We start from the raw sequence: 25,262 nt of genomic DNA on the forward strand, positions 1-25,262 counted from the left end.
CTGAGCTGATAGAGTAAGCCTTCTGAAAACATTGTCGTCACATCAATTATAATGACATTTACACTTAAGTTATTCCCGCAGCAAATGTTTTCATGCCACGATACTGCATGATGACACCGAATTGTGAGGAACAACATGAGCACGCCAGAAGAAGGGCTCCTGGAAGTTGCCTGGTATATGTCGAAATATGGGTTGGAAGATCCGCCGACGATATTTGGTGTCGGGCAATGGAATGAAGCCTACGCCCTCTTCTATCCGAGATTTGGTGCGGGCAAATCATCAGAGGAATTTTACAATAGTCTTAAAAACTGTCGTGATCGATTTGACTCATGGATGACAAACCCTCGCAGAGGCTGGCGTAACCCTGATGGCACTCCGAGGGAACTGCCCGTCGCTTCTCAACGTGTTATGGAAAGAATGAATGCGCTTGCAGAACCTATGGCGGAACAACGTGTTTTGTCATGGATAATGGCAGACTCCTTTGAACAAACACAACAAGATGTGCAACTTATCCGTAAAGATAAAGGTCTCGACGAAACGACAAGAGAGAGATTGGTTGCCGCTCGGCTGGGTCAGGGAGACTTCAGAAAGGGCTGTTTAGCCCATTACCCTGCCTGCCCCATTACTGGAATCTCCTTTCAACCGGTGTTAAGGGCCAGCCACATAAAACCCTGGTCAGCATGTAACACAGGAACAGAACGTCTCGATCACTTTAACGGAATAATGCTGGCAGCGCATATTGATGTACTTTTCGATCAAGGTTGGATGTCGTTTGAAGATAATGGGCGACTCTTAGTCAATGATGAACTAAATGCTGAAGTGATAGAACAATTACAATTACCAATGCAAATTAAAGCATTCCCCGCAGAATCTCGTCCTTATCTAAAATGGCATCGTGAAAATGCATTAAGAGTTTCCAGGAAAAAAGAACCGAAAAAATGATAAGCGAGGTTCCCGATAACAGCATCATATTTATCGGGACAGCGACTCACTCTTCTACCTGTTCAAATCGTTCTGCGTTTATCACCCTGCCATCGTTGCAGTACTTATTGATAATTAGTCAGGAACGAAGAAGCTGATTAAAGTCTTCAGAGACTAAATCGCCTTTCGTACAGAGCATATCTCGCGCAAGAGCCCGCCGTTTTTGTAGCAGAGCATCCAGTGTTTCTTCAAAAGTGGGTATGCTCTCATCCGTTATCGTTGGATAATAAACATACACATCTTTTGTTTGCCCAATGCGGTAAGCGCGATCTGTGGCCTGATCCTCTTTTGCTGGGTTCCAGCAACGGGTGAAATGAATAACATGATTGGCTTTTTGTACATTTACACCAAACCCGACAGCCACGGTTGAAAGAATAATAATTCCAAATCCGGGCTGCTCCTGAAAAATATCGATAAGTTTTTGACGGCTGTTCGCGCTCTCACTTCGGGTGCTGGTATCACCATTGATTACATAAGGTTTGAAACCAAATCGCTGATGAATGGCATACTGCAATTCGCGCTGAATATCTCTCAGCTCGGTAAATATAATAACTTTATCATCACCCTTTTTCGAAATGTCTTCGAGTTTACGCATCATCCACTCCAGTTTGGGTGAGTGATTCCTTAAGCGGTTATCCGGTTTTACGCTGTAGGGATGTGCGCAAATGAGCTTCAGACGGTGCAATAAACCAAGCATTCCCGCCCCAGGTTGCTCCAGTTCATCCTGCATTTTTTGTCGATTCTGATAGGAGGCAATCGACGAAACATACAAATCGCGCTGTAAAGGAGCCATTGTCAGCTGTTTGCAGGAGATGTCCTCAATTTTTGATGGCAAATCTTTCGCGACTTCCTCTTTGGTGCGCCGCAGCGTCTGCAATTCGATAATACGTCGTAGTGACTCAAGTACGAGATTATTCCTTTCCGTCGCACCTTCAATTGGCCGCAAATACTGCTTACCGAAGTCGTTGAGCGCGCCAAGCAAACCTGGCTGGGCAAAATCAAACAAACTCCATAGATCCACCAGCGTATTTTCAACAGGTGTTCCGGTGCAGGCCACTTTAAATTGCGCCTGGATAGCATTCGCCGCATGGGTAATTAATGCCGCTGGATTCTTTATTTTTTGAGCTTCATCGCAAACCATAATCGACCATTTTTGGCGTGCGAGAGAAAACTCTTGATCGCGCAAGGTTTCGTAAGTGGTTAACACGATTTTTGCACCACCAACCCAGCCCGGACGCAGCAGGTTTTTAATGCCCTGCGCTCTCAGTTCTACTGGGATTTCATCCTTATGGAACTTCACCGCTTTTACGGCATTACCATAAAGTTTAAGCACCTCAAGGTTTGCGGTATGAAAGAAATTATCCAGTTCGCGCTCCCAATTATCTAATAACGATACGGGTGCAACGATCATTGTTGGTAAACCATCAGGATTTTTTTCGATATACCATACAATAAAGGCCAGTATTTGCAGCGTCTTACCTAACCCCATATCATCAGCCAATAAACAACCTGAGATTTCTTCCGGCGACTTAAGAAACAACTGCTGCAACCACGCTAAGCCCTGTCGTTGATGTTCACGAAGATGAATATGTTCTTTAAGCAAAACAGGTAATGCAGGTTCTGCATCTTTCGCGCTCAACAATGCCTCACGTCGCTGTTTTATATACGCTGCATGTTCAATGTTTTGCTCTATCTGCAGAACAGCTCTTTTTTCTGGCTCGGCGATGTCTTTATCTGTGTCGCTCTCCAGAGTCTCAATTTTCTTCTGCCAGTTTTTCAATAATGATTTAGCATCGTCAATCGGCAATGATTGCTCATTCCACGGCATGGAGACGGTTGTTTCTTGTAAAGACGCCGCTGATTCAATGCGTTCTTCAAGGTCCGATAATTGTTCCTGGCTCTGCGGCTCCCAGCCCTCAAAAAAATCACTCGCCAGTAATGCTTCACCTAACGTCTCTGGCAACCAGTCTTCACTTTCACCCTTTATTAAAAAGGGAGAGGAAATCTTTTCAAACTCACCAATGCCAATGACACGATCGCCATATTTATTCAGATCTAAAACTTCATCAAATTCGATACCGGCAATCTCTTGCTGCCAACGAAGCAGGAGTGATTGGTAGTGTTCAAGTTGTTCTAACGTTAATTGGCTCAACTCTAATTCATAACCTTGCCATATTCCCGCAGGTAGGCCCGACGCCAGTTTAACTGCCAGTTCCTGAATAAACTCTTCAAACTCATAGGGTTTGGTCAGAGAAAAAGTGATAGCGGGTTGCGGCCTGGCGGCAATAGGTTCTAAGACAAGAGATACGGATGAGATTCTTTTTGCTTCATCATCAAGCACAGGTGTAACAGAGAAACGGTGGAAAAAAATATGCGCATCCTGCAACGCTTCTTCATGTTGTTCAGGCGGGATAACACTGGCTGCATCCCCACCAATGAAGGTGTAGGGATTGCGAATAAAAGAGACGGCATCATCACCCGCTATACGCCTGCCAGTAATTGAATGCACAGAAGAGAGGACTTCTTTCACTTCCGGGGAAATGATCACATGGCTGAGGGATCCATCATCACCCAGAACACGGTATTGATCCTGAACTAACTTACTGTTATCGAAACTATTGAGCCATTGCGTTGGTTGATCATCGAAAGAAGGTTCAATTTCGATGACCGGTGTGTTGTGAATGGTTGCTTTGCGTAGCTTGAGTCTTAACGATTCGGGCTTAACCACAATCGTCTTCGCCAGATAGTTATCTAATTCTGCCTGCGCCTTTTTTGTTAAGCGCCGTATTTTCGCCCAGCCAAGCTGATTGGTATTTTCTCCCGCTCTGTGCTGCTGCTCATCACGAAATTGCTGCAAAGCAGAGAGGAGCAGCCAGTTCTCGTGGGTCTGTAAAAATTGCCCCTCAGAGTTGCGAAATATCGCTCCTGTTCTTTCGATCTGAACAGATCGGCCAGTCGCGCTTTCCTTCCAGTCACGGATATAAATGTTAAAATCAGCATCGCTCAGGCTTCCGCTGCCTGCGAGACAAACCTTCAGCGGCTTAATCTCAGGGATCCCCAGTAATGACAGGCTGGTTTGATGATCCTCATCTGTTGCCAGACGATACAGTTCATCCCAGGTGAGCAACCAGCGATCGGATAACTCAACAACATATTCTTCTTCTGCAAGCTGCTCCATATAGGCGACCAAAGGCCACAATGCATCTTCATCAGCAAGCTTAAACAAAAACGATAGCCCTGACTCTTCAACCTGATAACGATGACTTACCCGTTTTTCTGAAGATATATTGTTACCTTTGAATTTGCTGAGCAGACGGTTGAGCATTATTTACTCCAGAAGGTCAGTGGATCGCCATTTTTTTGTTTAAAACCTAAGCGGACAAGCTTTTCAACGACTTCTGCATTACGTGAGGAAAGCCGAACATGCAGGGCACCGCCAATATTACGTTTGTCACTCACAGTGGCATCGAGCTGTTTAAGCAAGCTGCGAATCGCTTGCTCACGGGAGCCTTGCATTGCATCAGCGGGCGGCGGATTTACCATGTTTGTCGATATTGGCGATGGCGATGGCGATGGCGATACAACTATATCCGAAGGCTGGTATCGGATACCTAATCGGCGAAGCTCATCCTCATAGTTAACCATCCATCCGGTGAGATGATTATCGCTATAGCCATAAGCTGTTGGTGCATGACGATGCTTTATCGCTCCCGCTTTTAATTCATAATTTAAATGCAGGTCGCTTTTTTCCGGGTTAAACGGTGCAGAAGACAACTCATAAACATATAACGCATTGCCTGTACGAGAAAACTCAACAAAAAGATAATTACCGATCTGCATAATTACGGCATTATCTGCACTATTTCCTCCAGACAGAGTGCTTAACCGTCCCTTATTTTTTTGCCTGAATGCAACAAAATCGGAATGCATATTCTGACGGGCATCCTGCCCTATTACTATCCGTGTGAATCCCATCTGATTGGCAAACCGTAACCAATAGAACAAACGGGCCTGATCCACATCATCTTTCCCCTTCAGCAACTGGAAGAAATGCGTTAAATCCTCTTTCGCCAGCCAGCTGCGTACCATGCCGCAAATTTTCTCGCTGGTATCAGGATCTTTCAAATGAGTAAGCCAGAGGTTTTGTTTACTGTGTAATTGCGGGCTTCCCCAGTTTTCCAGTGCCATTTGCTTAAGCTGTGGATGCGGAGTATTTCTGAAAGAAGAGCGGTAATACTGCATTAAACACGCACGTAAGATGAGATTTTTATACCTTTCGCGCTGGCGAGCGAGTTCCAGCAGGTTGGGCAGATGTTCTTTAAATGCGTCATCATCCAGCTCTAAGATCTTTGCCAGCAGAACAACAAAGGCCCGGTACCAAAGCCAGCTATTATCGGGAACCTGAGCCACGGTCTCCAGCGCTGAAAAATCGACCAGCTCGCCAGCACTCATTTTATTTGCCAATAAGTTCCCGGCATCTGGCGTGAACAGATCCTGATATTCATCTATTACCGCCATCCAGCGTTTTTCTCGACGCACCTGACCCTTAATCACGCCATAACCAATACGAAGTTGATCGCGTAACGAACACCAATTGTTATTCTCGTCGGGCTTTTTCGCGTGATAGCCAAAATAACTGCTACATAAAAACTTCCATTCGCGCCGTTTGAGTTTTTTGCTATCAATACGCTGCTGAATCTCTTGTTCAACCCGGTTATAAAGCGAATCATCCTCCAGCAGAACCGGAAATGCCGCATCGGGATCGCTATCAGCCAGGCCCGCAAATATCAGTTGCCAGTCGTACCTCGTTAGCACTTTCAACTGGCGAAGCGCAGTGATCGCTTTAAGTCGTTTTGTCAGCGGAGGGACTGTCGTGCGCTCGCTTTTCTCCATTTTGACGGACAGATATTGCTCTGCAGCCCTGAGCTTAGGGAAATCGCCAAAAGCAGCCGCTTCCGTGTCAATATGCCGTTTAACGGTGGCAGCAATATCTGACGATAAGCGAGATAACGCGGAGATCATAACGGCATCTCCAACTGACATTTTTCGGTTGTAGGTACGGTAACGCTACCCACATCAACTGCCGCCTTATCATGTTCATCTTTCAGACCAAAGAACTGCATGCGCAATTCAACGCGACGGCTGGCCTCTTTACTCTCTTTAGCGTTGTTAAACGAAACACCGCCCGCAAGGAAGAGCTTACGGATCTGCTCCTGCTGCAAGGGCGTTATCTGCTGTTGCAGGCGGCTACGGCTGTCGAGCAGGCTACACATTACCCATTCTGAGCGCTGCAACGAAAGATGCAGGTTATACAGATAGGAACCGTCGGTATCGGTAAAACCTTCAATGACAATCTGTTTAAACCATTTTTGCCCTTCCTCGCTGTTTGCCGCTTCCAGCACCAGCGGCACAACATCCTGTAGCGCTTTCTGTCCGTCAGCATTCAGGAAAAAGCGATTGTGGTCGAAGCGGCCCGCTTCTCCAAAACTGATGCGGTTATCACGGCAATCAACGACAATGGTTTTATTGAGATTGCGGGCGTGCAGCTCTAAACGCTCACACAGACGGGTAATATCTTGTCCACGCAGTTTCTCACCTTGTTCTACCCGCTGGATCCGTTGTGTTACTGAGCTTAATGAAGCCACCATAACGACCAGAAACAGCACCATCATGGCCGTCATCAGGTCCGCATAGGAAATCCAGAAGGGTTTCTCTGCCTCATCCGAACGCCGGGGCTTAATACGAAATGTTTGACCGAACATGATTCAGCCCCCTTTACGCCGGCACTTTAGAAAGCACTTCTTCAAGGTTTTCAATACCTTCACTAAGCTCGTCAATACCGCTTCCCAGACGTTTAACCGCGCTGTCTAAATTCGCGTCCAGCGCCCCTAACGTGGCGTCGAGGCTTGTTTTCATGCTGTCTGAGAATTGGTTGAACCCATTAGCCAGCACTTGTCCTGCGTTTTCGAGGAACTCTTTTGCTTCGCGATTATAGTCATGCAATCCTTCATTGTGCTGTTTCAGCTCTTTGAGGAATTGGCTACGCGCTTCCAGCTCAGATTGCGCATTGGCAATGACACCTTCCAGCAGCGTAATGGATTTCGCCACCGCTTCGCGGTTATTACGATAATCCGCCACCACGGAACTCAGCTCCTGGCTGGCCTGGCTCAACGTATTGCCTGCACCTTGCGCTTTAGTAAGTACATCAGCGGTAAGAAGATTTGCTTCTTTAACTTTGTCTCCTGCCGTTTCAAAACGTTCGGCAGCCAGGCGCATTTTGTCAGCACCGGTGTGCATATCCTGTAAATGGGCGGAAGTCTGCTCTGCCAGTCTGCGTAGCGTGCTTTCCGTCGCCCCCTGCTGTTCATTCAATGCATTCAGCAGCAAGCGGACCTGCTCGTCGAAACCAGCAATGATCTGCTGCGTTTCCTGATGGAGAGATGTCTGAGTATCCTGTTGATGACTGGCCAGTTGCTGTTGTCCCTGTTCAAGTTGCGTAAACAGCGACCCCAGTTTCTCGCCCAGCGCCTCAACGGACGCCGCCATTTGCTTCATGGTTTCACTTTGGCCTTGCTGGGACGTTTGCTGGATAGAGTCGATAAACGCTTTCATCTGTTCAGCCATCGCTTTTTCACGCGCTTCGCTATCGGCAAACATTTTTTCCAGCTGCTGTGCCATCCGCTCACCTGCGCCTTCACCTTCTGCACCAATTTTGGCGACGGACGATTGCAGGCTGGCCAGCATATCATTCATCCCGGCTTGCATCGCGACCTGTCCGGATTTCATCTCACTGAGCAACTGTGACATCAGCTCAGCACTGCCCTGACGAGTATCCTCGCTGGCGTTACGCATATCCTGCAACAAACCGGCAAAACCTGATTGCATTGCCTCAATGGCCCCCACAGATTGCCCCATCATCTGGTGCATATTTTCGAACTGATTGCCGAAGGTATTGTCGAGTTTGGACATAAATGCCGTCAGGACATCCTGCAACATATTCTGTACCTGACCCGACTGATCGCCGCTGGCGGTCTGTACCGCACCAGCAATTTTATCTAACGGGGATTTCAGGCTATTTTCGATGGCTCCACTCACCTGCTCGGCAAACTGCTGGCCGGTATCGCGATAAGTGGAAGATAAGGTGTGCGCTAACTTTTCATTTTCAGCGACCTGGCTTGCCACCAGATTCTGTAGCATATCGCGGAGATCGGTCACCAGGCTGTCTTTAAGCTGCTTAGCCTGGGTAGCACTTTCGTTGCTCGATTTCACCAGTTCGGCAAGGTATTCCTCACCCACACCGGTTTCAAATAGCTGATCAACAGCGGCAGTAAACTGTTCAAGATATTTATAACACTTCGCTATCGACAGCTTTTCCAGCCACGTTACGAAGATGGAAGCTGCGATGGCGGTAAACGACCCTAAAAAAGCATAAAGCACATCCCGCAAGAGAGAAGCCACGCTGCTGGTAACTTGCTCGGGCGTACTGGGGTCGAAATGATTTAAACCAATCATCAGCCCATAAAACGTACCGATAATGCCGACCCCTGTCAGAATCCCGGGAAGATGTTTAAAAAATTCAGTGTTAAGCGGAATATCGATTAATTGCTGCTCGGTAAAAAATGCCGCTGCGGGAGCCGTTGCCCGAACATCTTTTAATTTCAGTTCGCCATCGACAAGCATTTTTTGTTGATGGAGTGACTCTGCAAACTCACTCCAGGAGTGGGCCAGTGGCGTCCCGGTAAATAACTCGCTCAGCTTCTGTAGTTTTACTGCCGTTGTCTCATTCTTCCAGTCTGAAATGATCCCTGACTGCTTCTTCAGTTTATTGACAATTTTAATTGCCCGATAAACATACAAAGCAGCAAAAAATGCCAGCGCAATAGCAACGACAATAATAACGACCAGCGGAACCTTTTCAGGTTGCACGGAAGTCAATATAGTTAAAAACGAGTTAAGCCATTCCATTTTTCATCCCGAGTCAACAACAGTTATTTTTTCTGATAGCTACCACAGGCGCTAATAACAAGGGGTTATAGCGCAACAATAAACTGATATGCAGTATTCGAATTCTGAAGAGAGATGACGCAAGCAAAAGGAGTAAACGTCCATAATCCTGTGCCCCACAGCGCCAGACCACCTAATCCTTGAGGCAATCAGATTGTTCTCACAAATCATAACCTGCTGCACAGGGATAACAAGTAGCAAATGGCCAGCCAATATCTTTTTCATGAATAATTAAAAAAATCTAATGGATACAGGTTCGGCCTTAAAAATATATAGTATATAGTCGCATAGCAATACGTAACCTTTATAAATAATTAGTTTATTTATGGTAAACCAATGAAATTATCGCGCCATAAATAATGCCTTGCTTCTGAAAATTATGGTAAGTCTGAACAAACACAACGCAACTGACACGTCCTGTCATTCCTGCTGCCGATAATACAAACCAGAACACTCATAACCGCGGCTCCTTACTATTTAATTCATATGAAAGAGTAAGTTATCGCATCTTCCGTTGATTGATCGCATTGGCTGCGGGAGGTAACATGATTAGGTCGCTTTTTCTTACCGATTAACGTAACACGTCAGTAGCTCCAGGGGCTGGCCTTAACGCGGAAGGCACATGAACAAATCTAACTTTGATTTCCTGAAAGGCGTTAACGACTTTATTTACGCTATCGCCTGTGCAGCGGAAAACAATTATCCGAACGATCCCAACACCACGCTGGTAAAAATGCGCATGTTCGGTGAAGCGACGGCGAAGCATTTAGGGCTGCTACTGGATATTCCCCAATGCGAAAACCAGCATGACCTGCTGCGTGAATTAGGCAAAATAGCTTTTGTTGATGACAACATCCTGTCGGTATTTCATAAATTGCGCCGCATTGGCAATCAGGCCGTCCACGAGTATCACAACGATCTTGATGATGCGCAGATGTGTCTGCGCCTCGGTTTTCGTCTCGCAGTCTGGTATTACCGTCTGGTCACCAAAGATTATGACTTCCCGGTTCCGGTTTTTGTGTTACCGGAACAGAGTAGCGATCTCTATCATCAGGAAGTGCTGACGTTAAAACAGCAGCTGGAACAACAGGCGCAAGAAAAAGCACACAACCAGGCCGAATTAGAGGCCCAGCAGCAAAAGCTGGTGGCACTCAACGGCTATATCGCCATCCTCGAAAGTAAGCAGCAGGAAACTGAAGCCCAATCTCAGGCTCGCGTCGCAGCCCTCGAAGCACAACTGGCAGAAAAAAATGCCGAGCTGGCGAAACAGACCGAGCAAGAGCGCAAGGCCTACCACAAAGAGATCACCGATCAGGCCATCAAACGCACGCTGGATTTGAGCGAAGAAGAGAGCCGCTTTTTGATCGATGCCCAGTTGCGTAAAGCGGGCTGGGAAGCAGACAGCAAAATGCTGCGCTTTTCCAAAGGCGCGCGGCCGGAACCGGGTGTCAACAAAGCAATCGCCGAATGGCCCACCGGTACCGATGAAACGGGAAAACAGGGTTTTGCCGACTACGTATTATTTGTTGGCATGAAACCCATCGCGGTAGTGGAAGCCAAGCGCATCAACACCGATGTCTTCAGTAAACTGAATGAGGCGTATCGCTACAGCAAACGTTTCGATAATGCCCTGCTGCGTAACATTTTACTGGAGCAGTATCCTGCAGATGAAGTGCGGGAAGCGGTACCGGAATATGAAGTCAGTTGGGCGGATACCAGCGGCAGCCAACGCTATAAAATTCCTTTTTGCTACTCCACCAATGGCCGCGAATACCGCGCAACGCTGAAAACCCGCAGCGGCATCTGGTATCGCGATGTCCGCCATACCAGCAACATGTCGAAAGCGCTACCGGAGTGGCATCGCCCGGAAGAACTGATCGCCATGCTGGGCAGCGATCCGCAAAGGCAAAACCAGTGGTTTGCAGATAACCCAAATATGAGCGAGCTGGGGCTGCGCTACTACCAGGAAGATGCCGTTCGCGCCGTTGAAAACGCCATAGTCAATGGGCAGCAAGAGATCCTGCTGGCCATGGCCACCGGCACCGGGAAAACGCGTACCGCCATTGCCATGATGTTCCGCCTGATCCAGTCCCAGCGCTTTAAGCGCGTACTGTTCCTTGTGGATCGCCGCTCGCTGGGTGAACAGGCGCTGGGCGCCTTTGAAGACACGCGCATCAACGGTGATACTTTTAACAGCATTTTCGACATCAAAGGGCTGACGGATAAATTTCCGGAAGACAGCACCAAAATTCACGTTGCGACCGTCCAGTCGCTGGTTAAACGCACTCTGCAATCCGATGAGGCAATGCCGGTGGCACGCTACGACTGCATTGTGGTCGACGAAGCGCACCGTGGCTATATCCTTGATAAAGAGCAGACCGAGGGCGAGCTACAGTTCCGCAGCCAGCTGGAGTATGTGTCGGCTTACCGCCGCATCCTCGATCATTTTGACGCGGTGAAAATCGCCCTGACCGCCACGCCAGCACGCCATACGGTAGATATCTTCGGCGAGCCGGTTTACCGCTACACCTACCGCACGGCGGTGATCGACGGGTATCTGATCGACCAGGATCCACCCATCAAGATCACCACCCGCAATGCGCAAGACGGTGTTTATCTGTCGAAGGGTGAAGAGATCATTCGCGTGACGCCACAGGGTGAGATGATCAACGACACGCTGGCTGACGATCAGGATTTTGAAGTCGCAGATTTCAACCGTACGCTGTTGATCCCCGGTTTCAATACCGCCGTCTGCGAAGAGTTAACCAAACACCTCGATCCGACCGGCAAGCAAAAAACGCTGGTATTCTGCGTCACCAACGAGCATGCCGATATGGTCGTCAATGAGCTGCGCACCGCCTTCAAAAAGAAATATCCGCAACTGGAGCATGACGCGATCATCAAGATCACCGGTGATTCCGATAAAGATGCGAAGAAAGTGCAGTCCCTGATCACCCGTTTTAATAAGGAGCGGCTACCGAACATTGTGGTGACGGTTGATTTGCTGACTACCGGCGTCGATATCCCGTCAATCTGCAATATCGTCTTTCTGCGCAAGGTGAGAAGCCGCATTCTCTACGAGCAGATGAAAGGCCGCGCCACCCGTTTATGCCCGGCAGTAGATAAGATCCGCTTTAAGATTTTCGACTGCGTCGATATCTACAGCACGCTGGAAAGCGTCGATACCATGCGCCCGGTGGTGATGCGCCCAAGCGTAGAATTGCAAACGCTGGTGAACGAAATTACCGACTCGGAAACCTATAAAGTGACCGAAGCCGATGGCCGCAGCTTTGCCGAGCACAGCCACGAACAGCTCGTCGCCAAGCTGCAACGGATTATTGGCCTGGCCACCTATAACCGCGACCGCAGCGCCGGCATCGATAAGCAGGTGCGCCGTCTGGATGAATTATGTCTGGATGCCGCAGGCGTCAGCTTTAACAAGCTGGCTTCGCATCTGCGTGAAAAAGGCCCGCACTGGAGTGCCGAGGTGTTCAATAAACTCCCCACCCTGATTGCGCGTCTGGAGAAACTCAAACTCGACATCAACGAACTGCGCGAGCGTCCGATCTTCCTTGATATTCCGGATGAGGTGATCAACGTCGAGCCGGTTTACGGTGCTTACCATAATGCGGAAGATTTCCTCGAAGCCTTTGATGATCTGGTCAAGCGCTCTCCCAATGCACAGCCCGCGTTGCAGGCAGTGATTGCCCGCCCGCGCGATCTCACCCGTAAAGGGCTGGTGGAGTTGCAGGAGTGGTTTGACAGCCAGTATTTCGAAGAGTCTTCCCTGCGCAGCGCGTGGAAAGAGACGCGTAACGAGGATATCGCCGCCCGGCTGATTGGCCATATTCGCCGTGCGGCAGTGGGCGATGCGTTGAAGCCGTTTGAGCTGCGTGTTGATCATGCCCTGGCGCGCATCAAAGGCGAAAACGACTGGGGCAGCGAACAGCTGAAGTGGCTGGATCGCTTAGCCACCGCGCTGAAAGATAAAGTGGTGCTCGACGACGACTCGTTTAAAACCGGCAACCTCCACCGCTTCGGCGGCAAAGCCGTGTCGCAGCGCGTGTTTGAGGACGACCTCGACGGCGTGCTGGCGAAATTCAGTGATTACATCTGGGACGAACCCGCCTGACGCGTTAGAATCCCCGGCAATTTCTTCTTCCGCGGCCCGTTCAGGGCCGCAGCTTTTACACGGAACCTGTGATGAACAATAACGATCTGGTCGCTAAACTGTGGAAACTCTGTGACACCTTACGTGATGGTGGCGTAACGTATCAGGATTATGTGAACGAACTGGCAACCTTACTGTTCTTGAAAATGTGTAAAGAGACAGGCCAGGAGCACGACTATCTGCCAGAAGGTTACCGCTGGGATGATTTAAGAAGCCGCATCGGTCAGGAGCAATACAGTTTCTACCGTAACCTTTTAGTGCATTTAGGTTCTGTTAGAAATGATGTCGTACAGGCTATTTTCCAAAACGTAAATACCACCATTCGGGAAGCTAAATACCTGACATCGCTGGTCGGTAATATGGACTCGCTGGACTGGTATAACGGCAGTAAGGGTAAATCCCGAGACGACTTCGGCGATATGTACGAAGGGCTCTTGCAGAAAAATGCCAACGAAACCAAATCCGGCGCGGGTCAATACTTCACTCCTCGTCCATTGATCAGGTCAATTGTTAGGTTAGTTAAACCCCAGCCGCGCGAAATCATACAAGACCCGGCCTCCGGGACGGCGGGCTTTCTAATTGAATCTGACCGTTACATTAAAGCTCATACCAACGATCTTGACGATCTGGATCCGGATACCCAGGACTTTCAGATCCGCCGTGCTTTTGTCGGCCTTGAGCTGGTACCCGGCACCCGTCGTCTGGCGCTGATGAACTGCCTGCTGCATGACATAGAGGGCAACCTCGATCACGGTGGCGCCGTCCGTCTGGGCAACGCACTTGGAAGCGATGGCGAAAACCTGCCACAAGCACATGTGGTATTGACGAACCCACCATTCGGTAGTGCAGCAAGCACCAGTATTACTCGCACATTCGTTCACCCGACCAGCAACAAACAGCTCTGCTTTATGCAGCACATTATTGAAACCCTGCATCCGGGCGGTCGTGCAGCGGTGGTGGTGCCGGATAACGTGTTGTTTGAAGGCGGTAAAGGCACCGAGATCCGCCGCGATCTGATGGACAAGTGCCGTCTGCACACCATTCTGCGTCTGCCGACCGGTATCTTTTATGCCCAGGGTGTGAAAACCAACGTGCTGTTCTTTACCAAAGGCACGAAGGCAAATCCGAACCAGGACAAGAACTGCACCGACGACGTGTGGGTGTACGATCTGCGCACCAATATGCCGGGCTTTGGTAAGCGCACACCGTTTGGCGATCAGCATCTGCAACCGTTTGAGCAGGTGTTCGGTGACGATCCGCACGGCCTCAGCCCGCGTACCGAAGGCGAGTGGAGTTTTAACGCCGAAGAGAGCGAAATCGCCGACAGCGAAGAGAACAAAAACACCGACCAGCATCTCGCAACCAGTCGCTGGCGCAAGTTCAGCCGCGAGTGGATCCGCACTGCCAAGTCGGACTCACTGGATATCTCCTGGCTGAAAGATAAAGACAGTATCGATGCCGACAGCCTGCCGGAGCCTGATGTGTTAGCGGCAGAGGCGATGACCGAACTGGTGCAGGCGTTGGGCGAGCTGGATGCCCTGATGCGCGAGCTGGGCGCAGGCGATGAAGCCGATGCGCAGCGTCAGTTGCTGGAAGAAGCATTTGGTGAGGTGAAGGCATGAGCGCGGGGAAATTGCCGGAGGGTTGGGCTGAAACTCAGTTAGGCAATGTTGTCGAGTATGGTAAAGTGGCAAAAAGAACTCTTTCTGACGTTAAGCAAGAAACATGGGTTTTAGAACTTGAAGATATAGAAAAAGACTCATCAAAATTATTAGGCAAAACCAGAGCGCATCAAAGACCATTCAAAAGTACGAAAAATAGCTTCCAAAAAGGTGACGTTCTTTACGGAAAACTTCGCCCATATCTCAACAAAATCATTGTCGCTGACGAGGATGGCGTTTGTACAACAGAAATTGTTCCTATTAATGCAGAGCCATTTTGCTTCAATAAATATATTTTTTACTGGCTTAAAAGCTCGTCCTTTTTGCATTACGTTGATGAAGTTAGCTATGGCGTAAATATGCCTCGCTTAGGCACTGCTGACGGGCTAAAAGCTCCACTTCGTTTAGCACCACTTGCCGAACAAAAAATCATCGCTGAAAAACTCGATACGCTGCTGGCGCAGGTAGACAGCACCAAAGCACGTCTTGAGCAAATCCCGAAAATCCTGAAACGTTTTCGTCAGGCTGTTTTAGACACAGCTGTAAATGGAAAACTTACAGAAGATATTAGACCTTCATTTGAACCATGGCTGAAATTGCCTGTAAAATCGGTTTTTAAATGTATTGATGGCGATCGAGGACCAAATTATCCGAAAAAAAATGATTACAAAGAAAATGGTGATTGTTTATTTCTTTCGACTAAAAATGTACGACCTTTTGGATTCAATTTTGCTGAAACTGTTTTCATAAGCAAAGAAAAAGATAGTTCTTTAAAAAATGGGAAGCTTGAAGTAGATGATTTAATAATTACTACGCGTGGTACGCTGGGGAATATTGCCTCATATGATAAAACAGTACCCTTCGCGAACGTGAGAATAAACTCTGGCATGTTAATCTTAAGGAAGATAAATAGAGAGCATTGTAATGATTTTCTCAAAATAGCTATCGCCTCTCCTTATTTCCAAAGGGAAATATTGCGTAAAAAATCAGGTTCCGCCCAACCCCAGCTGCCAGCGAACATTCTTAAAGAATTTCTTATACCTATTCCCTCAGTTGCTGAACAACACGAGATCGTGCGCCGTGTCGAACAACTCTTCGCTTACGCCGACACTATTGAAAAGCAGGTCAACGCTGCGCTTGCCCGCGTGAACAACCTCACACAGTCTATCCTGGCGAAGGCGTTTCGCGGTGAGCTTACCGCTCAGTGGCGTGCTGAAAACCCGGATCTGATCTCCGGGGAAAATAGCGCGGCTGCATTGCTGGAAAAAATTAAAGCCGAACGCGCGGCAAGCACAGGTAAAAAAGCGTCGCGTAAAAAGGCATAACTCTCTTTATTATTTGCGCACGGTTAACGCCGTGCGTTTTTATTTTTTGGGTATTTTAAAATGCGTTTAAAATATTTTATGCGCGTTTTATTGATTATTCCGAATGGTGCCGATTATTGTCTGTTTTTTTCTGGACTTTTATTTTTGTCATGGTTATTTTTTCAGTGTTTTTAGCGCGGTGGGGATGTGCGGCAACACACCCGCACCGCTGATCACAATCACTATTTACGAGGAATAGTAATTATGACTGACGTGGATTGTATTGCAGTTTGTGAGAATGAAAAAGCCCGTTCGGTAACGTACCGTCATTTAACCGTGAGTTATGCGGGTCGTCACAGGGATAATGTTTATACCCCGGCGGTGATTATGAAGGGGTTATGGCTGGAGGCGGCGGGTTTTACTATGGGTGCGAAAGTCGATGTACAGGTGATGCGGGGCTGTATTTTGCTGACCACCCGGCAACCGCCGAAAGAGCCGGAAATAAAAACATCATTAGAGCTGGCCGCCCTGTTAGCAGCGGGTAAGGAGAAAAAGCTGCGGCGGTAATTCTGGCTTGAGTACACCCCAACTTCTCGTCGGGGTGTACTCAGATAACGGCGTATATTAAGCGTTTCAATTATCCATCTGTCGTTCGAAGGCTTGCGTCACAAGAGACATGATATAAGGCAAGTCTTCTGTTTTTTCGAAAGCGACTTCCACATCGCCATTTCCCCAGCGCCCAATGCCGGTCAGGTTTCGGCATAAACTCCGTGGATCGTTAATCTCCGCGAAAGGAATATTCAGGATCAGTAATAACCGTTTTGCTTGCGGTATTACATCAACAAAGTTCACTTCAGCTTTATAGGCGATATAAAGCTTGAGGAAAACCTCCGTCACACAGGGGTCCAGTTCTTTTGCAGCGGTTCTGAATGCTTCAAACAATGAACTGACAGGCTCTTTTGCCAAATGTGGATGGTCTTCGAACCCGTAAGTAACGCTAGCCTGACTTTCTGGCTGATAGCGTTTCACCGCTTCTGCGGAAAGCTTTGGTGCAGGCCAGGCAATACTTGCCTGCTCAGACATTTTTTTCGCTCTGGCTAAAATAGTTTCTTCATTCCAGACATCAAGCGAGGAGAGACCATCGTTCAGCCGCAAATGACTGTGTTTAAATCCCCCCTCCATATCGCACTTCTCAGCGAATGAGCGATTACTGTATTCAGAGTTATAACCAGTTAACGTCAGATTTCCCAGCGTATGACGCCAGGTTTCCCATACTTGCTGCCACTCATCGCCTAACGCATTTCGCCACGCGACGGGGACTTTTTCCGGCTGGTTATCGCACTGCGGCATAATATGCTCGATGGTATATTCATCAACCGGGATAGGCTCTTTATGATTGTGATTTTCCAGCTTTCTCAGCCAGTAACTGCGGCTTCTAAAGTTATAAAGATCGCGGCTCTGGATCTCTCTTTTGAACTCTTCATCTGTCGGGAAACGGCGATAAGATGGCAGCAGCAAAAAGGCAGCTTTCAGGCTTTCCAGATAGTTATATTTATCAAAACTTTTACTCAATCCGGCAAAAGTTTTGTTCATGGAGTTGGTTGGAATCGCGCAAACTGCACGGCGGAAAACATAGCTTTCCATCAGACGTAATGCTTCGGCAAAATCGCTCAGCGACAGTCTCTGATGCTGATAGTCATCATACAACTCCAGCATCAAAGGATAAGCAACTTCCATTCTCAGCTCACGAATATTACGGAATATCTCTTTTAGAGTTTTATCCCTTTCACGCCCTAAGGCTACAGCACAGTAATAAACCGCGTACTGATGAATATCGGCAACGACAGATTCAACCGTATCACTCAAACTGTGAAAATATTGCTTAAATGCCTCGTAGATATCATCTATTTTTGGGATATCTCCCGTTTTCACCGTTAAATAATGGCGCATAAAGGCGTCGAACTGCGATGAATAAGCCTCCTGACCAAACAGTAGCTCCATTTTGCGCCAATGATCGTTATACAACATGGTCTGACGGTCGTTTTCTAACCCCATCAGAATATAGTTGCGGATCAGATCCGCCTGACTCAATTTCTTACCCGTTGAGTTCATGCTTTCGAAAATAAGTTGCGGGTTATCATTTCCGCGCTGTAGTGAAACATCAACCACAATCAACTTACTTAGCCCTTTGCAGACCGTTTCCAGAATCGCTTCATCCTTTAGCTTCTCCTGGAAAAATTCGAAATTCTCCTTGACCCGTACTGAATATTCATCCGGGAACGCTTTTCTGTTGATTATCGCACGCAGTGTTTCGTTATCAACCTGAGACAAAATAAGTTTGTAGCGTTTTTCACCTGATAATAGTGGGTTTGTCAGATAAAACCCTCTTAACTGTTCCCGGTTAAATCCTTCGATAAATTCTTCTTCCCCTACCGCCTCAGATAGCGCAGCAATCAATAGTGAAACTGTCGTCACACGCTGCTGACCATCAATGATTAAGAGCGGCGACTGAGAGGTTACGGAGTACAGTCCTTCTTCGATATAGACTACCGAGCCGATAAAATGACCGTGATTATTTTCATCAAGCCCGCAACGAATAATATCTTCCCAGAGCTGCTCACACTCTTTCAGACTCCAGGAATAAAGTCGCTGATAGATTGGTATCACTAACTGCGGTGCTGTCTGGAGGAAATTAAGTAACTTCGCTTCTTTGGCCTTCATCGTCTAACTTCCTTTTTAAATATACTGAGCAATAAATGCAATCTACTCTCTTACTCATTATTTGCGAGACATACGAAAGCCCCGCCTTACGACGGGGCATCTCTGCTTTACTGCTGCTGAATTTCCACCAGCACATCCGTTGGCCAGCGCTCTTCTTTATTGCTGACCCGGGCTTGTTCCAACGAACGCGCCATATTGAAGATCTGATCCTCTACTTCCGCCATAAAGTTATAACTGTCGGGGCGGAACTGAATGGACCAGTACCCCATTCCCTGATCGAAACGGATCTTCAGCGCTTTGCCGTTATCAAACTCCACCAGCAACTTACGATGATGAGGAATATCCCGGTTGGAGTAATTCAGCGTGACATCAACCGGCTTGCCCATCAGCGTGGTAAACCACTGCTCAGCAAAACCCTGGAAATCATCTTCGTTTGCCCAGTCGTGTGCCGCCTTGAAGCCCGGTTTCTCTTTCGCTTTGAACAGCGTATTGATGGCGACCTGTGCATGGCCGCTCAGACGCGGTTTCAACTGATTCATAATCGAACCCAGCAACACCAGCGCCGCCGGGTTCTGAATATAGCGGTCGGTGTAGTAGACACGCGTTATCTGATTGTTTTTCAGCAGCGCAGCAGTCTCTTCATTGGCTTTTTCCAGCTCGGCCCAGAAGCGGCGACCAAACTGCGCAATCGGGCCATTCAGTTCAGTAGAGAGGGAAAGATCTTTTACCCGCTCGCCTGCCGGTTCGCTCCAGCGTGCCAGATCCACCGCTTCCAGCTCGACCGGCGCAAATGTCTGCGAACGCACAACCAGGGCCTGCGTCAGGTGCCAGTCAGAACCAGGAATGGCCGCTTGCATGTCACGCGTTGCCAGCGTTATAACGCTCTCGCCACGCAGCAACTGAGCGATAACAGGCACCGTCAACGCTACCTTGTTGCAGCAAATTCGTATGCCCGTCGCGGCAAACTGAGCCAGCTCGCCCAACACGTCGGCATCGGTAATACCGGCCGGGATCACCAGCGTCACATCCAGATTATCGGTCAACCGGTAACGCAGGATCGCCCTGCGGAACTCGCTGGCATACAGATCCCACTCACTGAGCGGCTCGTTGAGCCACACCGTCAATGATGTGGCACCTTCATTGATCACGCGCCGAATGGCATCTTCTATGCTGCCGGGGCAATATTGCGCATCTACCAACGACAGTTTTTCCTCTTCCGGCAAACCAATATAGTGTGTGAAATCCTCACCCAACCAGGCCAGCGCCGCTTTACGATCCAGCGCATCGTGATCGTGACGGGTTTGCGAATCGAGCAGGCACTCACTACAGGCCGTATCGCAATGGCTACAGCCGAGCTGTTTCACCATGCCTCTCAGCAGAGCATCAATATGTAATGGCGCGCTGGAGGCAAAACCGGCCCCGCCACTAATCACGTCATACAACTGGATGGCCAGTACAGACTGTTCGTTATCCAGTTTCACCGGGCGAATGGAATAACCCAGCTCCGCGGCGGAAACCCCCAGCACACCGGCCAGTGCGCGACGCAAAGCGACGGCCAGCGTCATTGCAACGCTGCGACCTTCGTCGGAACCATCCGGAATATACTCGCCGCTCTGCGGGCGCCTGAGGATAAGCTCAAACACATCCGTCTGCGCTACGGCACCCAGTGTCACTTTGGTTCTCAATGCTGTGGAACCCGGGCAGATCAGGCGATGGTTCTGGCTATCACGATCTCCCTTACCCGGGCGCGGCGGATAGTGGGCTTCCATTGATTTTGGCGCATCAGTTTCGTTAATCATCGACTCCGCGCGGCCACAAATCATGCACAGTGCATAACCATGTCCACCTTCACCCATACTTTGCTGGAATACACGACCATCAGGCCCGGACGCCATAAACCCGGTTAGCGGATTCGGTAAAGGTTCACGTTCTGCCTGTACAAACACCCACGCGGGTACCACGGGGATGAACTTCATCGTTTCGATGTTGTTGGTTACCGGATAGTAGGCATCGGTCACAAAGCCCGCCGGTTGCAATACCTGGCGTTTGTTTGCAGAAATAATCCGCTCGCCGCAGGCAGCATTGGTACAAAACAGTTCGCCCTGCCCGCTGATTCCCTCTCCATACCCCAGCGTCCCGCATTTATGGCAACGCCAGGCAACATCCAGCCGCTGAGGTTCATTGGTATCTGCGTTCAGGTTATGCCAATGCAGAGAGACACCGGCGGAGCGAAACACGCGGCCATCGAGAATAATTTCCGCACCCGGCGCGTACTCACGGATCGCCACGCCCAGGTTGCGTGAAGGCAGCCCTTTATAGCGCGAGACGTTGTCTTCACGATCGCTCTTATCACGGCTTCTGAATGTTTTCTCACGGATGTAATCTTCCATGTTGAAGTTATCAAAGGTGACAACATCGGTAGGGAAGCCATAGCCAGGCAGGAATGTTCTCGCCGCCAGATCACGCAACAGATACTCGCCGCAGTGTCGTTTTTTCTCCATCTCCAGGCGCTTACGATACGGTGTATCGGGCTGCGACTCGCGTTCCTGCCGCGAAAGATCCTGGAAAATATCAAGCCAGCGTTTCTGTAGGGAAGAAATGGACCCGAGCGTATTTCGGCGCAGATTGTCGGGGCTGACACCGTGTAGCGCAGTGCCTTTTACTAACTGTTCCAGTGCGCCATCGACCGGTAAGGTAGTACGCTCCAGCCAGACTTTAAAGCGATTACAGATGGATTGTTCATGCTCTTCGCCAAAGAACCACTGGCTGTTGAGATTGGTGCGCTCTTTTTCCGTTTCCCCGATCACGTGACACAGGAATTCTGAGAGCAGCAGCGAATTAACATGCCGCTGCACCAGACGTTCAGAATTCATAGCCACCATCGGCGCCGGGATCGTCGTCTCAAACGGCCAGAGCGTATTAGCAAATACCTGCTGATCGTGTGGGTTACCCTTACACAGGGTATAAGAGATGGCGCGCGATTCCTTACTACGGCCCGCGCGACCGGCACGCTGTAAGTAGTTGGCGGGGTGCGGCGGCACGTTATTCATCACCACGGCAGAGATACCACCAATATCTACGCCCATTTCCATGGTGGTTGAGCAGTTGAGAACGTTAATGCCGCCCTCTTTAAACATCGTTTCGTACTCTTCCAGGCGTTCAGCAGACTGCTGCGCCGAGTGTTCTGCGGTGCGGTAGTAGAAGCCGCCTTCAATAGCCCGGTCGTTAATATTGGTCCACAAGTTCTGTGAGCGCAGCTTTTGCACCAGATCGTCTGCCGCACTTTGCTGTCTGATTTTGCTAATGCCGTTATCGTAATCATCCTGCGAGCGGTCAAAATGCCAGACCTCCGGCAACATTACCGGCTCCGCGTGATACGACAGCCGTTGTGTATCGCTCAGGTTGTCAAAATCGATATGCGTCGGCAGGTAAGGCGTTAAGCCTTTGAAAGCCGTGTCCAGTAATTTATTAGTTACCGGGCAAATATACGCTTTTGTCACCAACGAGAAAGTCATATGCTCGCGCGGCAAGTAAAAGCGGTTACCATCCGAACGTAACACAGCAAGATTCCCGGAAAGCGCCTTCCAGGCCGCTTTCAACCAGGCATTCACCAAATCGATATCAGCCGTTCTCTTCACATTCAGCCCGGCGCCCAGCAGCAAAAGCTTGATCAGCCGCTGCGACACATTGCCATGGCGAATCTGCGGCCAGCGCTTGATCTGATATTCGTCATGCTCATCTGATTCAGGGCTGCGCAAGGAACGCGGCGCAAAACGGCTACCAATCCACTGCCGCCAGTCATCTTCCAGCTGAATATAGCTGCCTTCGCGAACATAAAAATCGAGGGATATTTTGAGGAAATCCTGCCAATCCTGGAGTGACAACCCCTTTTCCTGCCAGTGGTCAGGAACAATCTGCGCCTTATCAAGCCCCTGATAACCGATCTTCACCAGTCCCTGGGTTTCAAGGCTGTTGGAACGTTTAGGACGGCGCATAAACTCGCGAAATAACAGCATTTCCGATAATTTCACCGGGCCATCATGCTCGCGAAAAATTTCCGGTTTGTGGTATTTGTTGTAACGCAGGATCGGACCTTTGATATCAAAGGTTTTTTGTAACTCGCCAACCATCTCTCGCCAGCTGAGTGACACCAACGGCGCACTTACTTTTTCGCCCAATGCCTGTTTCAGACGCTGTTCAAAACGCAGCGCTTTTTCCTCCGCTTCTGCCGCCTCACCCGGCATGCCCATATCACGGTACTCTTTTGCTTCTTTGCGGGCTTTATCGGCCAGTTCACGGAATTTCTGCGGATCAATATCGGCAGCAACAACATCGCCTGTCGACTGTTGTTTCTGATACCACGACAGGATTTCAACCACGCTGCCGCGCAGCCGGTTACGTTCGGCTTCTTGCTGCATGCGCACTGCCATTCGCGCAGTGCCCTGGCGACTATCGGTAAAGGTAATTAAGCGTCTACCGCGCCCCGGTAGAGTTTGTTGACCATCACCTTTTTCATTTTTCCCGGCAAAATCCGGACAGTACTCAAGCACCGTAGGAACAATATGCGTGACATAAAACGGGCTCCCCAGGATAGCACGTCGGAAAGGTGATATTCCTTTTACGCCCCGGTAGCCGCAACCCTGGGCGCTACAGACCTGATCGATGTCGTTTATGGCAAGAGAAATGCTGTTATCGTGCACGACACCGATACTGTGCGTTTGACGATCAAGACGTTGAAGCGTGTAGCCAGCGGCTTCATTATGTTCCGCCGCGATAATGTGCGGAGTCTTGATGACAATCTCTTTTTCGACTTTTTCAGCAACCGGCTCAATCTCCTCCGGCATATCGTCCTGCAGAGAGAACTCGTCACCACCTTTATTTTCCCATTGGACAAGCCTGCCCCTTTTTTCTCGGGCCAGCAGATGGGGTTCATTACACTCATTACAAAATGCCAGTTCAAATACCGGGCTACCGCATGCGCAATTCTGCCGTTGGTTTACATAGACATAGCCAAATGGCCAGTTCTTCTCCAGAGCCGTGCCGTGCTTCGCCGCGCAGTGTTTGTCAGCACAGGCCCAGAGTCCCTGTGTATTTCGCTGGAAAATATGCGCCCTGACCTTGAGAAAAGCGGGATCCTGTTCATTGGGACGTGTACCGGAACAGAGATCAATCCAGCGTAAAGTGTCCTGCTGGCTATAGCGTTGTTTAGTCAGTTCATTAAGGCGCGCGGTCAACGCATCCAGTTTCATTGCCCGCTGGCTAACCAGCATTTCACGTAAGTGACGCGCTTCCGGTGAGTGAGTTAATGCGCTATAGCGCTCCGAGCTAACCTCTTTTTCGCCAGCATCAGGAATAGCTTCGAGCACATCCAGAGAAACAGCGCGATTCAGGCTAGCCTCAAGTTCAGGCACAATGCGTTTGCCTCCCAGCACATCAATCTGTTCCAGTGGCACGCCAGAAAGCTCAGACAAGAATTTTTTCAGCTGCTTTTCTGCATCGCTACCGGCAATGGTTGCCGATGTTGCAACAAACCGGACATCCCTCGGCGTAACACCAAAGGCATTCATTACGCGACGCAACTGCAACGCCAGTTCGGCAGCCTGCGAACCAACATAGGTGTGTGCTTCGTCCAGCACGATCCAGCGTAATGATTTTTGCGCTTTAGATTGCTGAATAATCGGCGCATCAACCTGGCGAACCATCATGTATTCCAGCATGGTGCCATTGGTAACCAGAATAGGTGCAGGTTCTTCGCGCATCTTCTCACGCGAAAGCACTTCATTTGGCTTTTTCTCTTGCTCGCTTTTGACGGCCGCATGTTTCTCTTTGGTGTTGCCGTTATACAGGCAATAGCGAATTCCCGTCCCGAAGCTGCGCGTCCAGGCATCAAGGCGTTCGCGCTGGGAATTAATCAGCGCGTTCAATGGATAGAGGAACAGCGCCCGCACGCCCACCAGCGGCTTATTACCGTTCCCACGTAGTTCCCGGTAGAGATCTTCCAGAACCGGCACCATAAAACACTCGGTCTTACCGGAGCCTGTACCACTGGTCACCACAATAGAATGCTTCTGCTCAAGCAACGCTTTCCAGCTGGCCAACTGATGTGTAAAAGGCTTCCAGCTTGCGCCAAAACGATAGCGGCCATTTTCCTCGCTATCCAGAGAAGCGACGACTTCTTTACTCAGCAACGTTTTTTCCGTTGCCAGCTGGCGCATCGTGAAAGCGGACTCTTCCCAACCAAAGGTTTGCTCGAAAACCGGCGATGCGAGAAATGAACCTTCCGCACCGCATTCTGCTGCCATTTGCTGTGCAAGATGCTCACGCAACTGGGGATTGGTAATACTCAATATACTGAGTGTCGCTTCCGTTGAGCGAGAGAGTGATTGTTCAATGAGTGTCGAAAAATAGCGTGTAGTCATT

General features: G+C 49.2%; 11 protein-coding genes. 5 read left to right on the forward strand and 6 right to left on the reverse strand.

The window, feature by feature from the left end; translation table 11 throughout:
• Positions 1-135: 135 nt before the first annotated feature.
• A complete protein-coding gene (locus CWM66_RS16600) occupies positions 136-942 on the forward strand; it encodes an HNH endonuclease (protein WP_035886625.1) in 807 nt (268 codons plus the stop codon).
• Between the two features lie 118 nt (positions 943-1,060).
• Here CWM66_RS16600 and zorD read toward each other — a convergent pair whose 3' ends face one another.
• The 4 genes from zorD to zorA1 are packed head-to-tail and all read right to left on the reverse strand — an operon-like array spanning position 1,061 to position 8,946.
• Positions 1,061-4,306 (reverse strand): type I Zorya anti-phage system protein ZorD, encoded by a 3,246-nt coding sequence (gene zorD / locus CWM66_RS16605; protein ID WP_107146918.1) that lies wholly within the window; start codon positions 4,304-4,306, stop codon positions 1,061-1,063.
• Positions 4,306-6,003, reverse strand: coding sequence for a type I Zorya anti-phage system protein ZorC (gene zorC, locus CWM66_RS16610; RefSeq protein WP_107146919.1), 1,698 nt, complete (start codon positions 6,001-6,003; stop codon positions 4,306-4,308). The genes zorD and zorC overlap by 1 nt, the downstream gene beginning before the upstream one ends.
• Positions 6,000-6,743, reverse strand: coding sequence for a type I Zorya anti-phage system protein ZorB1 (gene zorB1 / locus CWM66_RS16615; RefSeq protein ID WP_007372952.1), 744 nt, complete (start codon positions 6,741-6,743; stop codon positions 6,000-6,002). Before zorB1 ends, zorC begins: the two co-directional genes overlap by 4 nt.
• 13 nt (positions 6,744-6,756) lie before the next feature.
• A complete protein-coding gene (gene zorA1, locus CWM66_RS16620; RefSeq protein WP_107146920.1) occupies positions 6,757-8,946 on the reverse strand; it encodes a type I Zorya anti-phage system protein ZorA1 in 2,190 nt (729 codons plus the stop codon).
• 661 nt (positions 8,947-9,607) lie between these two features.
• Between zorA1 and hsdR the strand changes: the two genes are divergently transcribed.
• The 4 genes from hsdR to CWM66_RS16645 all read left to right on the forward strand — a co-directional run bounded on the left by hsdR (position 9,608) and on the right by CWM66_RS16645 (position 16,688).
• Positions 9,608-13,117 (forward strand): type I restriction-modification system endonuclease, encoded by a 3,510-nt coding sequence (gene hsdR / locus CWM66_RS16625; protein WP_107146921.1) that lies wholly within the window; start codon positions 9,608-9,610, stop codon positions 13,115-13,117.
• Between the two features lie 71 nt (positions 13,118-13,188).
• On the forward strand, positions 13,189-14,778 hold the full coding sequence (locus CWM66_RS16630) for an N-6 DNA methylase (RefSeq protein ID WP_107146922.1): 1,590 nt from the start codon (positions 13,189-13,191) through the stop codon (positions 14,776-14,778).
• Positions 14,775-16,142 carry a restriction endonuclease subunit S gene (locus CWM66_RS16635; protein ID WP_107146923.1) on the forward strand — a complete coding sequence of 456 codons (1,368 nt, stop codon included), beginning with the start codon at positions 14,775-14,777 and terminating at the stop codon, positions 16,140-16,142. The genes CWM66_RS16630 and CWM66_RS16635 overlap by 4 nt, the downstream gene beginning before the upstream one ends.
• 243 nt (positions 16,143-16,385) lie before the next feature.
• On the forward strand, positions 16,386-16,688 hold the full coding sequence (locus CWM66_RS16645) for a SymE family type I addiction module toxin (RefSeq protein WP_107146924.1): 303 nt from the start codon (positions 16,386-16,388) through the stop codon (positions 16,686-16,688).
• Between the two features lie 66 nt (positions 16,689-16,754).
• On the opposite strand, the gene CWM66_RS16650 is transcribed toward CWM66_RS16645, so the two are convergent.
• Positions 16,755-18,842: a DUF262 and DUF1524 domain-containing protein gene (locus tag CWM66_RS16650; RefSeq protein ID WP_107146925.1), complete on the reverse strand. Its 2,088-nt coding sequence runs from the start codon at positions 18,840-18,842 to the stop codon at positions 16,755-16,757.
• A 107-nt stretch (positions 18,843-18,949) separates the two neighbouring features.
• On the reverse strand, positions 18,950-25,261 hold the full coding sequence (locus CWM66_RS16655; protein ID WP_107146926.1) for a DEAD/DEAH box helicase: 6,312 nt from the start codon (positions 25,259-25,261) through the stop codon (positions 18,950-18,952).
• Position 25,262 lies beyond the last annotated feature (1 nt).

It is taken from the genome of Kosakonia sp. H7A (assembly GCF_003028445.1).
GTDB lineage: Bacteria > Pseudomonadota > Gammaproteobacteria > Enterobacterales > Enterobacteriaceae > Kosakonia > Kosakonia radicincitans.

Bases quoted from the DNA above. Each gene is read 5' to 3' on its own strand.
- CWM66_RS16635 (WP_107146923.1), top strand. From the start codon at position 14,775: ATGAGCGCGGGGAAATTGCCGGAGGGTTGGGCTGAAACTCAGTTAGGC.
- CWM66_RS16630 (WP_107146922.1), top strand. From the start codon at position 13,189: ATGAACAATAACGATCTGGTCGCTAAACTGTGGAAACTCTGTGACACC.
- CWM66_RS16655 (WP_107146926.1), bottom strand. From the start codon at position 25,261: ATGACTACACGCTATTTTTCGACACTCATTGAACAATCACTCTCTCGC.
- zorD (WP_107146918.1), bottom strand. From the start codon at position 4,306: ATGCTCAACCGTCTGCTCAGCAAATTCAAAGGTAACAATATATCTTCA.
- CWM66_RS16600 (WP_035886625.1), top strand. From the start codon at position 136: ATGAGCACGCCAGAAGAAGGGCTCCTGGAAGTTGCCTGGTATATGTCG.
- hsdR (WP_107146921.1), top strand. From the start codon at position 9,608: ATGAACAAATCTAACTTTGATTTCCTGAAAGGCGTTAACGACTTTATT.
- CWM66_RS16645 (WP_107146924.1), top strand. From the start codon at position 16,386: ATGACTGACGTGGATTGTATTGCAGTTTGTGAGAATGAAAAAGCCCGT.
- zorA1 (WP_107146920.1), bottom strand. From the start codon at position 8,946: ATGGAATGGCTTAACTCGTTTTTAACTATATTGACTTCCGTGCAACCT.
- CWM66_RS16650 (WP_107146925.1), bottom strand. From the start codon at position 18,842: ATGAAGGCCAAAGAAGCGAAGTTACTTAATTTCCTCCAGACAGCACCG.
- zorC (WP_107146919.1), bottom strand. From the start codon at position 6,003: ATGATCTCCGCGTTATCTCGCTTATCGTCAGATATTGCTGCCACCGTT.
- zorB1 (WP_007372952.1), bottom strand. From the start codon at position 6,743: ATGTTCGGTCAAACATTTCGTATTAAGCCCCGGCGTTCGGATGAGGCA.